This is a genomic window from Nonomuraea sp. NPDC050783, assembly GCF_040802095.1.
Lineage (GTDB): Bacteria > Actinomycetota > Actinomycetes > Streptosporangiales > Streptosporangiaceae > Nonomuraea.
Genome location: NZ_JBFAHK010000009.1, coordinates 140,231 through 157,680 on the forward strand (window position 1 = coordinate 140,231; position 17,450 = coordinate 157,680).

General features: G+C 74.3%; 15 protein-coding genes. 5 read left to right on the plus strand and 10 right to left on the minus strand.

The features are described 5' to 3' along the window. Positions 1-220: 220 nt before the first annotated feature. The 5 genes from AB0H75_RS25135 to AB0H75_RS25155 all read right to left on the minus strand — a co-directional run bounded on the left by AB0H75_RS25135 (position 221) and on the right by AB0H75_RS25155 (position 6,318). A complete protein-coding gene (locus AB0H75_RS25135; RefSeq protein ID WP_367799986.1) occupies positions 221-1,075 on the minus strand; it encodes an NTP transferase domain-containing protein in 855 nt (284 codons plus the stop codon). Between the two features lie 12 nt (positions 1,076-1,087). Next, positions 1,088-2,077: a GTP 3',8-cyclase MoaA gene (gene moaA, locus AB0H75_RS25140; protein ID WP_367799988.1), complete on the minus strand. Its 990-nt coding sequence runs from the start codon at positions 2,075-2,077 to the stop codon at positions 1,088-1,090. A 332-nt stretch (positions 2,078-2,409) separates the two neighbouring features. Next, entirely contained in the window at positions 2,410-2,901 is a 492-nt protein-coding gene (locus tag AB0H75_RS25145) for a hypothetical protein (protein ID WP_367799990.1), read from the minus strand. A 115-nt stretch (positions 2,902-3,016) separates the two neighbouring features. Next, complete coding sequence (locus tag AB0H75_RS25150; protein ID WP_367799992.1) at positions 3,017-4,387, minus strand: hypothetical protein; 1,371 nt, start codon at positions 4,385-4,387, stop codon at positions 3,017-3,019. An 80-nt stretch (positions 4,388-4,467) separates the two neighbouring features. Continuing rightward, a complete protein-coding gene (locus AB0H75_RS25155; RefSeq protein ID WP_367799994.1) occupies positions 4,468-6,318 on the minus strand; it encodes a long-chain fatty acid--CoA ligase in 1,851 nt (616 codons plus the stop codon). A 149-nt stretch (positions 6,319-6,467) separates the two neighbouring features. On the opposite strand from AB0H75_RS25155, the gene AB0H75_RS25160 reads away from it, so the two are divergent. Then, complete coding sequence (locus tag AB0H75_RS25160) at positions 6,468-7,961, plus strand: peptide MFS transporter (protein WP_367799996.1); 1,494 nt, start codon at positions 6,468-6,470, stop codon at positions 7,959-7,961. Positions 7,962-7,971: 10 nt separating this feature from the next. Beyond that, the gene (locus AB0H75_RS25165) at positions 7,972-8,580 is read left to right on the plus strand and encodes a trimeric intracellular cation channel family protein (protein WP_367799998.1); all 609 of its coding nucleotides are present in this window, start codon (positions 7,972-7,974) and stop codon (positions 8,578-8,580) included. Positions 8,581-8,650: 70 nt separating this feature from the next. Here AB0H75_RS25165 and AB0H75_RS25170 read toward each other — a convergent pair whose 3' ends face one another. Beyond that, positions 8,651-10,081: a PLP-dependent aminotransferase family protein gene (locus AB0H75_RS25170; RefSeq protein ID WP_367800000.1), complete on the minus strand. Its 1,431-nt coding sequence runs from the start codon at positions 10,079-10,081 to the stop codon at positions 8,651-8,653. Between the two features lie 62 nt (positions 10,082-10,143). Here AB0H75_RS25170 and AB0H75_RS25175 point away from each other — a divergent pair, with 62 nt between their 5' ends. Continuing rightward, on the plus strand, positions 10,144-10,749 hold the full coding sequence (locus AB0H75_RS25175) for a YitT family protein (RefSeq protein ID WP_367800002.1): 606 nt from the start codon (positions 10,144-10,146) through the stop codon (positions 10,747-10,749). Positions 10,750-10,786: 37 nt separating this feature from the next. Beyond that, complete coding sequence (locus tag AB0H75_RS25180; RefSeq protein WP_367800004.1) at positions 10,787-12,577, plus strand: glycoside hydrolase family 15 protein; 1,791 nt, start codon at positions 10,787-10,789, stop codon at positions 12,575-12,577. A 13-nt stretch (positions 12,578-12,590) separates the two neighbouring features. Here the strand turns inward: AB0H75_RS25180 and AB0H75_RS25185 are convergent, their stop codons facing one another. Further along, positions 12,591-13,538 carry a lytic murein transglycosylase gene (locus AB0H75_RS25185; protein ID WP_367800006.1) on the minus strand — a complete coding sequence of 316 codons (948 nt, stop codon included), beginning with the start codon at positions 13,536-13,538 and terminating at the stop codon, positions 12,591-12,593. Positions 13,539-13,867: 329 nt separating this feature from the next. Here AB0H75_RS25185 and AB0H75_RS25190 point away from each other — a divergent pair, with 329 nt between their 5' ends. Beyond that, on the plus strand, positions 13,868-14,293 hold the full coding sequence (locus AB0H75_RS25190) for an STAS domain-containing protein (protein ID WP_367800008.1): 426 nt from the start codon (positions 13,868-13,870) through the stop codon (positions 14,291-14,293). Positions 14,294-14,317: 24 nt separating this feature from the next. On the opposite strand, the gene AB0H75_RS25195 is transcribed toward AB0H75_RS25190, so the two are convergent. From AB0H75_RS25195 to AB0H75_RS25205, 3 genes are read right to left on the minus strand one after another with little or no spacing between them, the layout of a single operon-like run. Further along, positions 14,318-14,689, minus strand: a complete 372-nt coding sequence (locus AB0H75_RS25195; RefSeq protein WP_367800010.1) for an STAS domain-containing protein — start codon at positions 14,687-14,689, stop codon at positions 14,318-14,320. Between the two features lie 60 nt (positions 14,690-14,749). Continuing rightward, positions 14,750-15,838, minus strand: a complete 1,089-nt coding sequence (locus tag AB0H75_RS25200; protein WP_367800012.1) for a B12-binding domain-containing protein — start codon at positions 15,836-15,838, stop codon at positions 14,750-14,752. Next, on the minus strand, positions 15,835-17,445 hold the full coding sequence (locus AB0H75_RS25205) for a PP2C family protein-serine/threonine phosphatase (RefSeq protein ID WP_367800014.1): 1,611 nt from the start codon (positions 17,443-17,445) through the stop codon (positions 15,835-15,837). Before AB0H75_RS25205 ends, AB0H75_RS25200 begins: the two co-directional genes overlap by 4 nt. Positions 17,446-17,450: the final 5 nt, after the last annotated feature.

Consider the following 17,450-nt stretch of genomic DNA (forward strand, 5'->3'; position numbering starts at 1 on the left):
CGTCGGAACGCCGATGAAGCGACGCCGGGTGGTTTGCCCCCGTAACCACCCGGCGTCGCCCTTTTCTGGCGAAACCCGGCCCCCGCGATGATCAGGTGCGGTGCTGCCCCAGCGGTCGGATAGGACCGCTTTCCCGAAATCGTTTACACTCCCTCCCGCCTCGTTATTCACAGGAAATCTTCAGGCAGGGCGGGCTTGACTTCAAGAGTTCGTTCGAGTGTCAGCCCCCTGTCAGCGTCTCGGGGGCCTCACGGGACCAGTTCTTCGCCAATGTGGTCAGTTTGGCCACGGCGTCCTCGGGGGCGGTGCCGGCGCCCTGCGCCAGGCCGAGCAGGTAGGCCGTCAGGGGCGCGGCCGGGCGGGCCACGCCGTGGGCGACCTCCTTGGTGAGGTCGAGGATCAGGTCGCGGTCCACGGTGGCCGGGTCGATGCCCAGCTCGGCGCAGGCCAGGGCGGTCCATTCGTTGAGCACGTGCATGTGAGCCTCCTCCAGGTCGTCCATTGTGTCGCAGTCGAACCACGGGCGGCCGGGCGGCGACAGGCGCGCGGCGGCCAGCGGGGCCAGCAGCCCCTTGAGCGAGCGGCCGGTGTAGGCGGCCAGCGCGCGTTTCAGCTCGGCGACCGGCCAGACGCCCGTCAGCCACTGCTCCCGCCCGCCGTCGTCCACCATCACCGCTCCCCCGCCGGGCGGCGCGGCCGCCAGCAGGGCCCGTACGTGCGCCCGCGTCAGGAAGGGCAGGTCGCCGGCGAGCAGGGCCACGCGGGGCGCGGTGACGTGCGCCAGGCCCGCGGCCAGGGCGGGGACGGGGCCGCCGTGCGGCGGGTCCTCGCGGACGAACCGGACGCCGGGGATGGGGCGCTCGGGGCCGACGACGATCGTGCGGCGGGCGTCGGCGGCTGCGGCGACGACGTTCTCGACGAGGGAGCGGCCGCCGACGGTGATGCCCGGTTTATCCAGCCCGCCGAGCCGCCTGGCCTCTCCCCCGGCCAGGATCACCGCATCGAAGCCACCCGGCCCCGACGCGGCGGGACGCGGTGCGGCGGTGGGGGCCGGCGGCGGGGCGGGATCCGGCATCGGGGCGGGGGGTCAGCCGCCGATGGCGGACATGGGGCGGGCGGGCTGGAGGAAGGACGGGTCGTCGATGCCGTGCCCGGCCCGCTTGCGGCCCACGGCCGCCCGCCAGCGCTCGGCGAGCTCGTCGTCGGTGGCCCCTGCCCGCATCGCGGCCTTGAGGTCGGACTCCTCGGTCGCGAACAGGCAGTTGCGGACCTGGCCGTCGGCGGTGAGGCGGACGCGGTCGCAGGCCCCGCAGAACGGGCGGGTCACCGAGCCGATGACGCCGACCCGGGCCGGCCCGCCGTCCACCAGGAACCGCTCGGCCGGCGCGCTGCCCCGCTCCTCCAGGTCGTCGGGCGTCAGGTCGAACGCCTCCGACAGCAGGCCGAGGATCTCGTCGGCGGTGACCATCGACTCGCGGGTCCAGCGGTGCTGGGCGTCGAGCGGCATCTGCTCGATGAAGCGCAGCTCGTAGCCCTGCTCCAGGCACCAGCGCAGCAGCGGCACGGCCTCGTGCTCGTTGACGCCGCGCATGAGCACCGCGTTGACCTTGACGGGGCGCAGGCCGGCACGGTCGGCGGCGGCGAGCCCGGCGATCACGTCGGCGTGCCGGTCGCGGTGGGCCAGGCGCTTGAAGGTGGCGGGGTCGAGGGTGTCGAGGGAGACGTTGACGCGGTCGAGCCCGGCGTCGGCCAGCGGCCCGGCCAGGCGCGCCAGCCCGATGCCGTTGGTGGTCAGCGAGATCTGCGGGCGGGGCTCCAGCGCGGCGGTGCGGGCCACGATGTCGGCCAGCTCGCGCCGCAGCAGCGGCTCGCCGCCGGTGTAGCGGACCTCGGTGATGCCCAGGCGCTCGACGCCGAGGCTCACCAGGCGGACGACCTCGTCGGCGGTGAGGAGCTGGGCGTTGGGCAGCCAGTCGAGACCTTCGGGGGGCATGCAGTACGTGCAGCGCAGGTTGCACTTGTCCGTGAGGGACACCCGGAGATCCGTCGCCACCCGTCCGAACGAGTCTCGCAACACGGGGACGCCACCTCCAGTACGTTCGCTCGCCAGAGGGCCAGCCTATGACGTCGTTCCGACCATGCTCAAAATCGCTCTGTTCACCGCACGACAACGCTCGCGCCCCGAGATCGATTCCGCCCGGACGCCGGAACCTGCGGCTTTTGCGGCGGTACGTCGCCACGGGCGGGAGGTCAGGAGGCGGCGTGCCAGGTCTCCCGGGCGCGGAGCAGGGCGGATCTCGTCGCGGGCCGCGCGGCGGAGCCGGCCGTGTTCGGGGAGCAGGGGCGGGGACGCCGGACGCCCGGTCGCGGGTGCGGCCGGGCGTCCGGGTGGTGCTGGGATGAGGCGGGTCAGCGGTGGTGGCGGCGGCCGATCACCGTGACGTAGTCGGTGGCCTCGGAGGGCTCCAGGTAGCGGGCGCCCTCGAAGACGGCGCGCCAGGTGCCCGACGTGCGGGCCGGGACCTGGGTGTGGAAGTAGCCGTCGCGGCCGGTCCTGATCGAGTCGACGTACTCCCACTTGCCGGTGCCGTTCGGGCGGAAGAGGATCACGATCCGCTTCCAGGCCAGGCGGTGCCAGCTCTCCTGCTTCTTGCAGGCGTCGGAGTGGAGCACCTGCACGAACCCGCTGATGTAGTCTTCCTCGCACTGCACCGACAGCTTGCCGTCGAGCTTGATGGGCCTGCCACGCCAGGCGGGCTCGGGGTTGGCGTCGAACGTGAGGCTCGTGTTGCCGCCGACGAAGTCCGGGTCCGGCTCGTCCGCGAGGGCGGGCGAGGCGGCGGTGGCCACCATCGTGGCCCCCAGGGCGGCGGCCGCCAGACCGGCTGCGATTCGTCGCATCTTCATTCTTTCCTTCCCCGTCACATACGCGCCCCGATCAGGGCACGTCAATCATTGACGCGTAAAAGTAAGGGAAAGTTGCGGCAAAGTTGATCACAGTTTGGCAACGGGCGTCTTATGGAACTATTTGTCGGAATTTCGAGGTGTCGGGGGCGTAGTGGCCCGTGCCGGCGTAGCGGACGCCCCAGAAGCCCTTCGCCCGGCCCGTGACCGTGCCCGTGAACCCGCCGGCGGCGTCCGTGACCGTCTCCCCCACCCGCTGCCAGGGCGTGGCCGCGTCCGGGCGCCACAGGATCTCCAGGGGCTGCCTGCCGAACGGGCCGTAGTCGGTCAGGCCGCGCGGGTCCACCCTGGTCAGCGAGCCGTGCACGCGGACGGCGTCGCCGGCCCGCTCCGCGTGGAGGGGCGTGAGGCGGGTCGCGCGGCGGAACTGGAAGGCGGCGTACTCGGTCACCGTCCGGCCGCCCCTGCCGCGGACGGTGGCGGTGATCGTCCAGGTGCCGGTCGGGTAGTAGCGGCTGAGCTGCTTGTCGGGGAGGAAACGCCAGGTCTCCCAGCCGTCGGCGGCCGCCGCAGGGCGGGGCGCGGGCGGGATGGCGCGGCGCCAGGCCAGGCGGAACGAGGCGGGCTGCCGGCCCTGGTCGGCGGCCGGGCCGGGGCGGAAGGCGGCGCCGTCCGCCCCGGACGGGGCCTGGGACGTCGAGGGGGACGAGGGCCAGGAGGGCGCGGCCGGGCCCCGGCCCGCGGACGGGTCCGCGGGCCGCACGGCGACGTCCGCCGACTCCGGGACGACCGGCGGCCGGGCGGGCGCCTGGGCGGGGACGTCCCTGCCCGGCGGCTCGGCCGGAGCGTTCCGGGCCGGAGGCTCGGCCGGGGTCCCCGCGTAGGGCGGCTCCGCCGGAGCGTTCCGGTACGGCGGCTCTCCCGGAGTGTTCCGGTACGGCGGCTCTCCCGGGGTGTTCCGGTACGGCGGCTCTCCCGGGGTGTTCCGGGACGGAGGCTCTGCCGGGGTGTTCCAGTTGGGCGGCTCGGCTGGGGTGTTCACGGACGGTGGTTCGGCCGGGGTGTGCCGGGTGGGGGGCTCGGCCGGGTGGTCGGCGAGCGGCGGCTCGGCCGGGGTGGCGGGGAGGGAGGGCTTGGAGGCCAGGAGCGGGCCGGGCGGGCGGCCTGGCTCGACCCTGACGGTGACGCCCTTCTTGCCCTGCGCCCCTCTGGCGATCACGTCGATCACCAGGCGGACGGAGCCGCGCGGACCGGCGACGGGCTCGGCGGGGCGTACGGAGATGGCCCGGATGGCGGGCCCGGCCTCGCCGACGGATCCGGCGGCGGGCACGACAGCGGGCACGACGACGGACGCGGCGGCGGACGCGGCAGCAGGCACGGCGGCGGGTACGGCGGCGGACGCGGGTGCGGGTACGGGTGCCGCGAGCGTTCCCGGCGCGAGCGCCCCCGCCGCGAGCGAGGCGAGTAGCAGTCCTCTGGTCATGCTCAGGACGGTAGGAACCACCCGGTCATGGCCAAACCCTCGACACACGCCCCGGTTGGCAAAGCCCGGGAAAGACGGGATCAGCCGGAGTAGAGCCCTTCGAGGATGTCGGCGTACTTCGCGTGGATGATCCGCCTCTTGAGCTTGAGGCTGGGCGTGAGCTCCTCGGTCTCGGCGGTCCACTCGGTGCCGAGCAGCGCCCACCGCTTCACCTGCTGGACCCGGGCCAGCCTGGTGTTGGCGGCCTCGACGGCGGCCCCCACCTCCTTCAGCACCTCGGGGTGCTCGGCCAGCTCGGCGAGCGAGCCGTAGGCGAGGCCGCGCGCGCCCGCCCAGCCCGGCGCGACCTCGGCGTCGAGGGTGAGCACGGCCACCGGGTAGGGCCTGCCGTCGCCGTAGGCGAGCGCCTGGCCGATGAGCGGGTGCTGCTTGAGGTGGTTCTCGATCTCGGCCGGGGAGATGTTCTCGCCGCCGGCGGTGATGATGAGCTCCTTCTTGCGGTCCACGACACGGTAGAAGCCGTCGTCGTCCACGGCGCCGATGTCGCCGGTGTGCAGCCAGCCCTCGGCGTCCACGAGCTCGGCGGTGGCCTCGGGGCGGCTGAGGTAGCCGCGGGTGTTGAGCGGGCTGCGGGTCAGCAGCTCGCCGTCCCCGGCGAGGCGGACCTCGACGCCGGGCTCGGCCCGGCCGACCGTGCCGAGGCGGTAGCAGGCGGGGCTGTTGCCGGTGAAGGCGCCGGTCGTCTCGGTCATGCCGTACACGTCGATGACCTTGAGTCCGAGCCCGGCGTAGAAGTTCTGGACCTCGGGCGGGAGGGGGGCGGCGCCGGTGGCGGTCCACTGGGCGCGGTCGAAGCCGATCATGCCGCGGATGAGGCTCAGGAGGGTGGCGTCGGCCCGGTCGTAGGCCGCCTGGATCTCGGGGGTGAGCGTGTGGCCGTACTGGCCGGCCTCGACGTACGCGCGGCCCGCCGCCATGGCCTCGCGGACGGCGGTCTGCTGCTCCTCGGGCTGGGTGGCGAGCACGGCGAGCAGGCGGGCCATCATCTTCTCCCACACGCGCGGCACCCCGAAGAACATCATCGGCCGGACCTGCCCGAGCGTGGCGCCCAGGTTGGCCAGGTCGGTGCAGAAGTGCACGTGCGACGCCTTGACCAGCGGCAGGTAGAGGCTGAGGATGCGCTCGGCGATGTGCGCGTAGGTGAGGTAGGAGATCTGGGTGCCGAGCATCGGCAGCTCGGTGATCCGGTCGGTGGCGGCGACCTCGTAGAAGACGTTGGCGTGGGTGAGCGGGACGCCCTTGGGCGGGCCGGTGGTGCCGCTGGTGTAGAGGACGGTCACGGTGTCCTCGGGGGTGACGGCGCGCCAGCGCTCCTCGATGCCGGCCGGGTCCCCGGCCAGCCGGGCGCGGCCGAGCTCCAGGAAGTCGGCCCAGGCCAGGAAGCGCTCGTCCCCGTCGGGGGCGCCCTCCAGCACGATGATCCGCCGCAGGCCGTCCAGGCGGTCGAGCACCGGCCGCCAGCGGGCCAGCTCGGCGGGGCCGCCGAGCACGGCGTAGCGGGCGCCGACGTCGCGGACGACGAACTCGATCTGCTCGGGCGCGAACGTCGAGTAGACGGTGCAGCCCACTCCCCCGGCGTGCACGGCGCCGAGGTCGGCCAGCACGTGCTCGCTGCGGTTGACCATCATGAGCGCGACGGACTCGCCGCGGCCGAGGCCCAGCGCGGCGAAGGCGGCCGCGATCTCCAGGACGCGCCGCCTGGCGCGGGCGTAGGTGAGGGTGGTCCAGCCGCCGTCGGGGTCTAAGGGGTCGGGGTCGGAGTAGGCGGGGGCGTCGGGATGCTGCTCGGCCACCCGCATGAGCTGCCCGCAGACGGTACGGCCGGCGATCTGCCGCTCGATCTCGGCCCGGACCTCGAGGACGTCGTCCATGTCGCGCGCCTCCCGTCAGTGTTCACTTGCGTGAATGGCATGCATCGCACCACAAGGCCCGGGTAGCGGCAAGACCTAAAGGCGAAAGAGCGGCATCTCTCACGTAGAGTGATTGTCCTGACACGGACGGCGACTCTGGAGGCGCGGCGATGACTGGCGGCGGCAGGACGTTCTTCGGCCATCCGTGGGGTCTGGCGACGCTGTTCGGCACCGAGATGTGGGAGCGCTTCAGCTGGTACGGCCTGCGGGCGATCCTGGCCACGTTCATGGCCGCCTCGCCGGCGCGCGAGGGGCTGGGCCTGAGCCCGGAGACGGCGCAGGCGGTCGTCGGCGTCTACGGCGCGCTGATCTACCTGGTGGCGCTGCCGGGCGGCTGGGTGGCCGACCGGATCCTCGGGGCGCGCCGGTCGGTGTTCTGGGGCGGGTTCGTCATCATGCTGGGGCACATCAGCATGGCGGTGCCGGTGACGACGCCGCTGTTCGTCTGGCTCGGCCTGCTGCTGATCATCATCGGCACGGGGCTGCTCAAGCCGAACATCTCGGTCATGGTGGGCCGGCTCTACAACGAGGACGAGGACGGCCGCCGCGACGCCGGGTTCTCGCTGTTCTACCTCGGCATCAACCTGGGGGCGTTCTTCGCGCCGATCGTGGTCGGCTGGCTGGCCGCCGGCGACCGCTGGCACCTCGGCTTCGGCGCGGCCGCCGTGGGCATGGCGCTCGGCCTGACCCAGTACGCGTGGGGCGGGCGCAACCTGCGCGGCGTCGGCGAGCGGCCGGGCCTGCGCCTGTCGCCGGCCGAGCGGCGCCGCTTCGGCCGGCTGGCGGGCCTCGGGACGGGCGCGGCCGCGGCGGCGCTGGCGGCCTGGGCGGCGACCGGGACGCTGACGATCGACCGGCTGACGATCGTGGTCACCGTCGTCATCCTCGTCGTGCCGGTCGTCTACTTCTCGTACATCATGATGGGCGGCCACGGCCTGACCGGCGACGAGCGTGACCGGATGAAGGCCTACATCTGGCTCTTCGCGGCGGCCGCGATCTTCTGGATGATCTACGACCTGGCGCCGAGCAAGCTGCTGTTCTTCGCCGCGGACCATACGGACCTGTCGTTGTTCGGGGTGCGGATCCAGGCGGCCACCACGCAGTCGTTCAACCCGCTGATGATCATGATCTTCGTGCCGGTGTTCGCGGCGCTCTGGGTCAAGCTGGGCACGCGGGTGAGCACGCCGCAGAAGTTCGGGTTCGCGCTGGTCATGGTGGGGCTGAGCTTCGTGGTCATGGCGGTGGCCGCGGGGCTGGCCACGGCCGGGCGGGTGTCGGTGTGGTGGCTGGTGCTGGTGTACGCGGTCCAGGTGTTCGGCGAGCTGTCGCTCAGCCCGGTCGGGTTGTCGGTGACGACGAAGCTGGCGCCCGAGGCGTTCAAGGCGCAGATGCTCGGCGTGTGGTTCATCGCGGTCTCGGTGGGCGACGCGGTCGGCGGGCAGACGGGGCGGCTCGGCGCGGTGCTGTCGGAGCCGGCCTACTACCTGGTGCTGGCGGCGATGGCGATCGTGGCGGGGGTGGCGCTGTTCATGTTCACCCGGCGGCTGCGGGTGCTGATGGCCGAGCACTACCACGCGGAGGCCCTGCCTTCGACGATCCGGTAGACATTCCGACGTGTCACAAATCCTGGACCTTGTCGGAATTTTCGTCTTTGCCCTGTCCGGTGCGCTGATGGGCGTCCGCAAGCGGCTCGACGTGGTCGGCATGCTGGTGCTCGCCGGGATGACCGCCCTCGGCGGCGGCGTGCTCCGGGACCTGGTGCTCAACGTGCGGCCGATCGCCTTCCAGAGCCTCGGCTACGTGCTGGTCCCCGTGGCGGCCACGGTGATCGTGTTCTTCTGGCACCCGCACGTGGCCCGGGTGATGCCGGCCATCCTGGTGCTCGACGCGGCCGGGCTCGGGCTGTTCTGCGCGGTCGGCACCGAGAAGGCCCTGGAGTACGGGCTGAGCCCGCTGCACGCCACCCTGCTGGGCGTGACGACGGCGGTCGGGGGCGGCATGCTGCGCGACGTGCTGGCCAGGGAGATCCCGACCCTGCTGTACGACCGCCAGCTCTACGCGGTGCCGGCGATGCTGGGGTCCGGGGTGATGGCGGTGCTGTCGTCGTACGGGCTGCACGGCTGGCCCGCCACGCTCGCGGCGGCGCTGCTGGCCTTCGGGCTGCGCATCCTGGCCATGCGCCGCAGGTGGCGCGCCCCGCTCGCCAAGGGCGTCGGCGACTGAGGCGGCCGGGGTGACCGGAGGGGGTCGTGGGGCGGGGCGACCGGACGGGGGCCGTGGGCCGGTCGCCCGTTCACACCAGGGCGATGACCGGGTCCTGGACGGGGCCCGCGCCCAGGGGGCCGCCGGCGCGGGCGGCGCGCAGGCGGCGCACGGCCTCGGCGAGGGTCAGGGGCGGCAGGGTAAACGGCAGCCGCAGGTATCCCTCCAGGGTGCCCTCCAGGCCGAACCACGGCCCGGGCGCGAGCCGTACCCCGTGCCCGGCGGCCGCCTCGGCCAGCGGGGTGGCGGCGTCGCCGTTCAGCCGGACCCACAGCGTGCCGCCGCCGCGCGGCACCGTGAACGACCATGCGGGCAGGTGCTCGCGCAGCCCCGCCACCAGGGCATCGCGGGAGGCGCGCAGCGCGCGGCGGCGCTCGGCGCGGGTCTCCTCCAGCCGGTCGAACAGCCGCGCCACGACGAGCTGCTCCAGCACCGGGCTGGCGATGTCCACGGCCGAGCGGTGCAGGGCCAGGCGGCGGGCCAGCGCGGCGGTGGCCCGGATCCAGCCGATGCGCAGCCCGCCCCACCACAGCTTGGACGCCGACCCGATGCTGATCACGCGGCTGTCGGTGTCGAAGGCGGCCATCGGGGAGGTGGCCGGCACCTCGTCCAGGGCCAGCTCCTGCCAGGTCTCGTCCACGAGCAGCAGGGTGCCCGCGCGCCGGGCCGCGCCGGTCAGGGCGGCGCGGGTGGCGTCGTCCATGAGGGCGCCGGTGGGGTTCTGGAAGTCGGGCATGAGGTAGGCCAGGCGCGCCCCTGACTGGCGCATCGCCCCCGCGAGCAGGTCGGGCTGCCAGCCCTCGGAGGTCACCCCGGCCGGGACGAGCCTGGCGCCCCGCTGCCGGGCCGCGTCGATGGCGTGCGGGTACGTCGGCGACTCCACCAGCACCGCGTCGCCCGCGCCCACCAGCAGGCCGAGCACGAGCTGGATGGCGTGCTGGGAGCCGGTGGTGACGACGATCTGCTCGGGCCGGGTGGCCAGGCCGCGGGCGGTGTAGCGGGCGGCGACGCGCTCCCTGAGCACCGGCAGGCCCATGGGGTCGTAGCCGTTGCCCATGCCGTGGCGCGGCAGGTCCTCGGCCGCCTCCCGCACCGCCGCCACCAGCGCGGAGGGCGCGGGCGGGGCGGCGGCGTGGAGCTGGATCAGCCCGTCGCCGCCGGTGCCGAGCCACGGGTTGTCGGTGGTGGTGGCCGGGTCGGGCAGCGCGGTCCAGCTCCCCGAGCCCTGGCGGCTCTCCAGGTAGCCGCGCTCGCGCAGCAGGTCGTAGGCGGCGGTGACGGTGGTGCGGCTGACCCGCAGCGCCTCGGCGAGGTGGCGCTCGGCGGGCATGCGGACGCGGACCGGGATCTGGCCGTCCATGATGCGCTCGCGCACGCCGTCGGCGAGCGCCCGGTAGTAGGGGCGGGCGCCGGGGCCGACGCCGGCGAGCCGGGCCACCTGGGCCGCCGAGAGATGCCGCATAAGGCCACTTTTCGTGATTGGCCCTGTTTTGGCAAGCCGGAGCCTGCCACTGTGGGGCCATCATGAGCGAGACGACGACCCTTCCGCGCACCCGTTCCCTGCCGGCCCGCCTGGCCAGGCTCTACGGCGGGCTGGCCCTGTACGGCACCGGCATCGGCCTGCAGGTGGAGTCCGGCCTCGGCAACGACCCGTGGGACGTCTTCCACCAGGGGCTGGCACTGCGGACCGGCGTCTCCATCGGCACGGTCATCATCGCCGTGGGCGCGCTGGTGATGCTGCTGTGGATCCCGCTGCGGCAGCGCCCCGGGATCGGGACGATCAGCAACGTGGTGTTCCTGGGCCTGTTCGCGGACGCCGCGATCGCCCTGCTGCCGACCCCGGGCCCCCTGGCGCTCCAGGCGCTGTACGTGGCGCTGGGCGTGCCCGCCATCGCCCTGGCCACCGTGCTCTACATCGGCGCCGGCCTGGGCCCGGGCCCGCGCGACGGGATCATGACCGGGCTGGTGCGGCTCGGCCTGTCGGTACGCCTGGGCCGCTTCCTCATCGAGATCACCGTGCTGGCCGCCGGCTGGCTGCTCGGCGGCACGGTCGGCGTCGGGACCCTGGTGTTCGCCCTGGCCATCGGGCCGCTGACGCAGCTTTTCACCCGCTGGTTCCCGCTGAGATGATCGCACCCACCCGCGCGGGCCGAGTAGCGTCATAGGCATGCGGATCGAGGATTACGCCCTCATCGGAGACATGCAGTCGGCCGCGCTCGTGGCCAGGGACGGCTCCATCGACTGGCTGTGCCTGCCCAGGTTCGACTCCCCCTCGTGCTTCTCGGCCCTGCTCGGCAGCGAGCGCAACGGCCACTGGTGGATCGGCCCGGCCGGCCGCAGACCCGCCGACCGGCGGCGTTACCGCCCGGACACGCTCATCCTGGAGAGCGAGTGGGACACCCCGACGGGCACGGTCCGCGTCGTCGACTTCATGCCGCCGCGCGACCGCAACCCCGACGTGGTGCGCATCGTCGAGGGCGTCTCCGGCAGCGTGGAGGTCTCCACGGTGCTGCGGGTGCGCTTCGACTACGGCCGCATCGTGCCGTGGGTGCGGCGCACCAACGGGCACCTGCAGGCCATCGGCGGGCCCGACTCGGTGTGGCTGCACGCGCCGGTGCCGCTCAAGGGCGGCGACTACGCCCACCGGGCCACGTTCACCGTCAACGAGGGCGACCGGCTGCCGTTCGTGTTCACCTGGCACCCCTCGCACGAGGCGATGCCGGCCCAGATCGAGTGCGACGACCAGCTCCAGGAGACCGAGGCGTTCTGGCGGGAGTGGGTGTCGCGGTGCACCTACGAGGGGCCGTACCGGCAGGCGGTGGTCCGCTCGCTCATCACGCTCAAGGCGCTCACCTACGCGCCGACCGGCGGCATCGTGGCCGCGCCCACCACCTCGCTGCCCGAGGACATCGGCGGCGTGCGCAACTGGGACTACCGCTTCTGCTGGCTGCGCGACGCCACGCTGACCCTCGACGCGCTCATCTCCTCCGGCTACCTGGAGGAGGCCGCCGACTGGCGCGCGTGGCTGCTGCGGGCCATCGCCGGCCGCCCCCAGGACCTGCAGATCATGTACGGCGTCGCCGGCGAGCGGCGCCTGCCCGAGCTGCGCCTGGACTGGCTGGACGGCTACGAGGACTCCCGGCCGGTCAGGATCGGCAACGAGGCGGTCCGCCAGCTCCAGCTCGACGTGTACGGCGAGGTCATGAACTGCCTCTACGTCTCGCGCAGCCGGGGCCTGGCGGCCGACGAGCGGGCCTGGACCATCCAGCGCCAGCTCCTCGACTACGTGGAGGAGCACTGGGACGAGCCCGACGAGGGCCTGTGGGAGGTGCGCGGGCCACGCCGGCACTTCGTCCACTCCAAGGTGATGTGCTGGGCGGCGCTCGACCGGGCCGTCAAGTACGTCGAGCGCTTCGGCCGCACCGGCCCGGTGGACAAGTGGCGGACGCTGCGCGACACCGTGCACGCCGAGATCTGCGCGAAGGGCTACGACCCCAGGCGCAACACCTTCACCCAGTCGTACGGGTCGTCGGAGCTGGACGCCGCCCTGCTGATGATCCCCATGGTGGGCTTCCTGCCCGCCGACGACCCCCGGGTGGTGGGCACGGTCGCCGCGATCGAGAAGGAGCTGATGTCCGACGGGTTCGTCCTGCGCTACCCGCTCGCCGAGGACAACGACGTGGACGGCCTGCCGGGCGGCGAGGGCGCGTTCCTGGCGTGCAGCTTCTGGCTGGTCGAGGTGATGGCGATGCAGGGCCGCAAGGAGGAGGCCGAGGACCTGTACGAGCGGCTGCTGGCGCTGCGCAACGACGTCGGGCTGCTGGCCGAGGAGTACGACCCCCGCTACGGCCGGCTGGTCGGCAACTTCCCGCAGGCGTTCAGCCACGTCCCGCTCATCCACGCCGCCCGCGCCCTGTCGGCCGAGCGTCCCGACGAGAGCGCCGGCACCCGCCCGTGACGTCACGAGCGGGTCACTCCGGGCCGGTCAGGCGGCGCTCGCCCGCGGTGGTGATCACGAACACCTGCCAGTTGTAGTACGCGTAGTAGGCGCGCGGGTCGCGCTTCATCTGGCGGGCGTGCAGGAGGATGGCGTTCACGTACGCCTGGGACGGGTTGTAGGCGTGCAGGGCCCGCCGGTAGTCGCGGGGCGCGCCGGTGGCGCGGAGGTAGTTGGCCGCGCCCATGATCGCGTCCCGGGGGTCCTGGATGTCGCCGCCCATCCCGTACGCCCGCCAGGTCGCCGGCATGAACTGCATCGGGCCCTGCGCGCCGGCGTGGCTGTCGGAGCGCACCCGGCCGAACTTGGTCTCGGCGAACATCACCGCCGCCAGCACCTCCCACTCCACCCCGAAACGGCGCTCGGCCCGCTTGAAGTGGCCGAGCAGCTCGGCGGCCGGGCGGGCCGGCTGGACCCTGAACACGGCCGACGGCTTGATGGGCCGGGCCAGGGCGAGCAGCTCGCGGATCGCGGCGGTGTCGTCCCTGGAGCGGGCCGCGAGCGCGGCGGGCAGGCGGGCGAAGGCGCGCCGGGCCAGGGCGGGGTGGCGGGCGGCGTGGCGGTAGAGGCGCTGCTGGTGCAGGGCCAGGAGCTGGACGTCCCGTGGCGGGTCGCCCTTGGCGGCCTTCCAGCGGTCGATGGCGGCGTTCAGCGCGGCGGTCGTCGTGCGCAGGGCGCCCGCCAGCCGGGCGGGGTCGCCGGGCATCGGCGCGCCGGGCGCGGGCAACGCCTCGCCGGAGGACGCCCCGGTGCTCGCGTCCGGGCGAGGCGAGGCGGGGTGGGAGGAGACCGGCGGGGAGGAGGCCGGCCGAGAAGAGGACGGCTGAGAAGAGGACGAGCGCGGGGCGGCCGCCGGCGGGTCCGGCGGGCCGGACGCGGGCGGGGCCGCGCCACCGCACCCGGCCGCGACGGCGAGCGCCACGCCCGCCACCGCGAGGCGGGCAGGCAGAGGGGCGGGAACACGGGCGGGAACACGGGCGGGTACACGGGCGGGAACGCGGGTGGGGGCCGCCGGTGGCCGCTGGGTGCCGGACGGGGATCGGTGATCCTGCATGGTCGGCCAACCTACCCCGATCACGCGCCCGCAGCGCAGACCACACCGGGAGGTACGGGTCGTCTCCCCTCATCTCGCCATAACCGCCGTTTCGCGCGAGCGGTGCGCCTTCGTTTTTCGTACTCTTGGCGGGACGAGGTGGCGTGTGCCGGAACATGACGGGTAGGGAAAACGCCACCGGAGGTGAGAGGCGCGAGATGAGCTGGCGGGGGCCCCGGTTGCGGGCGGAGACGGGAAGCTCGGAGAGTTGCCTGGTCGTACGGTTGAGCGGTGACCTCGACTTCATCAGCGCTCCGGGGTTCCGGGAGTGGATGACGGCGGTCGTGGCCACTGGGCACGGCGACGGGGGCGGCAGCGCGGCGGGGCGGTTCGTGCTCGACCTGGGCGGGCTGGAGTTCTTCGACTCCTCCGGGCTCGCCGTAGTGATCGCCCTGTGGAAGCAGGTGCGGGATGCCGGGCACGACCTGGCGGTGGCGTGCCCGCCGCCGATCTGCGCCATCATGATGCACCGCACCGGGCTGGCCGAGCACATCGCCATGGGCGACACCGTGGCCGAGGCGGCGGCCCTGCTGCGGGTGAGCCGCCCGGTGCCGGGCGCGGCCGGGCAGGTCCAGGCGGGCTGAGCCCGGGGGCCGGGCCCGTCCGGGTCAGTCCTGGGTTGAGGACCACCGCGAGGAGGCCGGAGCCGGGGCTCCGACGAGGTGCTCGTAGGTGCCGCTGAGCTCCAGCAGCCGGTCGAGCACCGGCGGGCGGTCGTCCAGGTGCAGCCGCGCCCCGGCCGCGGTGGCGTGCCGGCGGACCGTCAGCAGGATCGCGAGCCCGCTGGAGTCGCAGATGCGCAGGCCCCCGCAGTCGAGGTACAGGTCGGCCGGCGCGCGGTCCTCGATCGCGGCGACGGCGGCGGCCAGGAGCTCGCCGGCGGTGGTGAAGTCCAGGTCGCCCTTGAGGGCGACGCGCAGCGCCCCCGGGTGGGGCGTGTCCAGGGCGAGGATCAGCGGGTCGGGAACGAAGGCGGTCATGCGGTCTTTCCGTGGCCAGAGACGCGGTCGTCGTCGGATGAGTCGGCGGGCGGGAGGAGTTTACGGAGGGGGCCTGCGCGGGGGCGCCTGCGCGGACGCGGCGCGCACGGCGTCGTGGCCCCGCCGGATCAGGGCCGTCGCGCGCGGGAAGTCCTCCAGCAGCCCGCCCAGCAGGTCGAGGGCCGGCAGCAGGGCGCCGGCCGGGACGCCGCGGGCGGTCAGGACGCCGGTCGTCCAGGTGAGGAAGCGGGTGAACAGCCCGGGGTCGTCCACATAGAGCGCGGCGGCCAGGAAGTCGACGATGTGCGCGACGTCCTCGGCGGTGTGCCGGTGCTGCTGCTCGCTGTAGCCCGCCATGGCGGGGACGCGCTCGGGCAGGCCGCTCATGATCTCCCGGACCAGCCGCCCGGCCGACCGGCTGACCAGGGTGTACTCCTGGTCGTCCAGATGCGGCAGGTCGTCCGCGGCCTGGCGGGAGGCCGTCGGGCGGGGCAGCGGGGCAGCCGCGAGCCGGTCGGCGGCGGCCCGGCCGTCGGGGGCCCAGGCGTCGGCGCCGAGCAGGCGGGCGTAGCGGCCGTCGGGCCCGAACGCGGCGCCGCCGACGATCACCGGCGTGCCGGTCGCCTGGCAGGCGGTGATGGCCGCGTGCGCGGCGGGCAGCCGGGCCGGGATGGAGGTGGACAGCGCCACCACGTCGTAGACCGTGCGGTGCAGGTGCGCGATGAGGTGCGGCGTGGGCACCTGCGCGCCGAGGTAGTCGACCCGCCAGCCGCGCAGCCGCAGCACCTCGGCCAGGATCCGGGCGGGCATGGCGTGCCACTCGCCGTCGATGCAGGCGACGGCGATCCGGCCGGCGTGCCGGGCCGCGGCGGCGGTGCGCCGGGCGACCGGGTGGTGGGCAAGCGCGGCGAGCACCCGTTCGTTGATGGCGGTCACGGTGTGCTCCTGCGCCACGGTGATCCGGTCGGCCTCCCACTCCAGGCCGACGCGGGCCTGCACGGGGGCGACGATCTCCAGCAGCAGGGTCTCCACCGGGATCCGGTGGTCGAGCGCGGCGAGCGCCACGTCCGCCGCGGCGAACTCGTCGCCGGCCACCGCGGCCTGCCAGAGCTTGTCCCGCCAGGCGGAGAACCCGGTCGCGTCCGTCATGCGGTGAACCTCCCCCGTCCGTGCCCTCCCACCGCGCTGAGGTGGGCGCCACGTGGCGCGGTGATGGCGATGACGGCCATGTCGTCGTGGTCGCCGTCGCCCACCCACTGCGCCGACAACATCTCCACCCGCTCGGCGATGGCCTCCGGCGGCATGCCGCCGCACTGGCGCAGCTCGTCCAGCAGGCGTTCCTCGCCGAACATCTCGTCGCCCAGCGGGCCGCCGACGGCCTCGGTGATGCCGTCGGTGAAGAGCAGGCAGGTCTCGCCGGGTTCGAGCACGACGGTGTCGGTGACGCTGGTGATGCTCTCCAGCATGCCGATGAGGGTGCCCCTGGTGCGGGCCTCCTCGACGCGGCCGTCGCCCCGCACGATGAGCGGCGGCGCGTGCCCGGCGCTGGTCAGCCGCAGCCGTACCCGGCCGCCGGCGCGCAGGACGGAGGCCAGGACGAGCGTGACGAAGCGGGTGCGGTCGGCGCCGGTCAGCAGCACGCCGTTGAGCAGTTCGAGCACGCGCTGGTGGTCGCCGGCCAGCGGCAGCAGGGCGTGCAGGGTGTGCCGGATCTTGCCGGTGAGCACGGCGGCCTCCAGGCCCTTGCCGGCCACGTCGCCGAGCACCACCAGCGACTCCTGGCCGGGCTCGGCGGGCGGGTGGAGGTCGTAGAAGTCGCCGCCGACGCGGGCGGTGTGCTCGGAGGGGCGGTAGCGGGCGGCGACCTCGACGCCGTGCAGGTCGCGGCCGCGGGGCGGCAGGAGCTCGCGCATCAGGGTCTCGGTGATGCCGGTCTGCTCGGCGTACAGGCGGGCCGCGGCCATGGCGGCGCCGGCGCGGGCCGCGAACAGCCGGGCGAAGACCTCCTCGCCCTCGGAGAAGCCGGCGTGGCCGCTGCCGCGCAGCAGCACCAGCGCCCCGGCGGGGACGCCGTGCCCGGGCAGGGCGCTGACCACCAGGGAGCCCACCTCGCCGAACCCCTCGCGGGCCAGCCAGCCGGGGGCGGCGCCGGGATCGATCCAGCGGGAGGGCAGGGGCGGGTAGCCCCGCAGCGCCTCGGCGAGGCCCGGCACGGCCCCGGCGTCGATGGCCAGCTCCTCGTGGACGACGACGCCGTCGGGGCCGCAGTAGGCGACCGGGTGGCGGCGGCGGGCCGGCGGCAGGATGACCAGCGCGGCGTCGGCCAGGTGGCGGGCGGCCAGGCGGGCGGTCACCTCCATGCAGCGGTCGAGGTTGAGCGAGGACAGCAGCTCGCTGGACGCCTGGTCCAGGAACGCGGTCCGCTCGCGCTCGACGCGCAGAGAGCGGGTGGCGTGTTCGAGGTCGGTGGCGTCGGTGAGCCACCAGGTCACCACGTCGGCGGCGGGCACCGGCCGCGCCTCGTACGTGCCCGGCCCGATCGGGCCCCGCGCCGGGGACGCGGCGGGGTCGAGGACCCGGGTGTGGGCCAGGGACAGCCAGGCGGGGGCGGCGTCCGCCAGGAGCGCGCCGGGGACCGCCCCGGGCAGCAGCACCAGCGCCGCGTCGTTGGCCTGGGCGATGACTCCCGAGGCGTCCACCATCAGGACCGGGTAGGGGGCTCCTCGCCACACGGCTCCGGTCTCGTCCTGCCCCAAGCTGC

What these genes read in the sequence shown, in the direction of transcription:
- AB0H75_RS25145 (WP_367799990.1), bottom strand. Translation starts at nt 2,901, where the DNA reads ATGCGACGAATCGCAGCCGGTCTGGCGGCCGCCGCCCTGGGGGCCACG.
- AB0H75_RS25150 (WP_367799992.1), bottom strand. Translation starts at nt 4,387, where the DNA reads ATGACCAGAGGACTGCTACTCGCCTCGCTCGCGGCGGGGGCGCTCGCG.
- AB0H75_RS25180 (WP_367800004.1), top strand. Translation starts at nt 10,787, where the DNA reads ATGCGGATCGAGGATTACGCCCTCATCGGAGACATGCAGTCGGCCGCG.
- AB0H75_RS25160 (WP_367799996.1), top strand. Translation starts at nt 6,468, where the DNA reads ATGACTGGCGGCGGCAGGACGTTCTTCGGCCATCCGTGGGGTCTGGCG.
- AB0H75_RS25170 (WP_367800000.1), bottom strand. Translation starts at nt 10,081, where the DNA reads ATGCGGCATCTCTCGGCGGCCCAGGTGGCCCGGCTCGCCGGCGTCGGC.
- AB0H75_RS25190 (WP_367800008.1), top strand. Translation starts at nt 13,868, where the DNA reads ATGAGCTGGCGGGGGCCCCGGTTGCGGGCGGAGACGGGAAGCTCGGAG.
- AB0H75_RS25175 (WP_367800002.1), top strand. Translation starts at nt 10,144, where the DNA reads ATGAGCGAGACGACGACCCTTCCGCGCACCCGTTCCCTGCCGGCCCGC.
- AB0H75_RS25200 (WP_367800012.1), bottom strand. Translation starts at nt 15,838, where the DNA reads ATGACGGACGCGACCGGGTTCTCCGCCTGGCGGGACAAGCTCTGGCAG.
- AB0H75_RS25195 (WP_367800010.1), bottom strand. Translation starts at nt 14,689, where the DNA reads ATGACCGCCTTCGTTCCCGACCCGCTGATCCTCGCCCTGGACACGCCC.
- AB0H75_RS25155 (WP_367799994.1), bottom strand. Translation starts at nt 6,318, where the DNA reads ATGGACGACGTCCTCGAGGTCCGGGCCGAGATCGAGCGGCAGATCGCC.
- AB0H75_RS25135 (WP_367799986.1), bottom strand. Translation starts at nt 1,075, where the DNA reads ATGCCGGATCCCGCCCCGCCGCCGGCCCCCACCGCCGCACCGCGTCCC.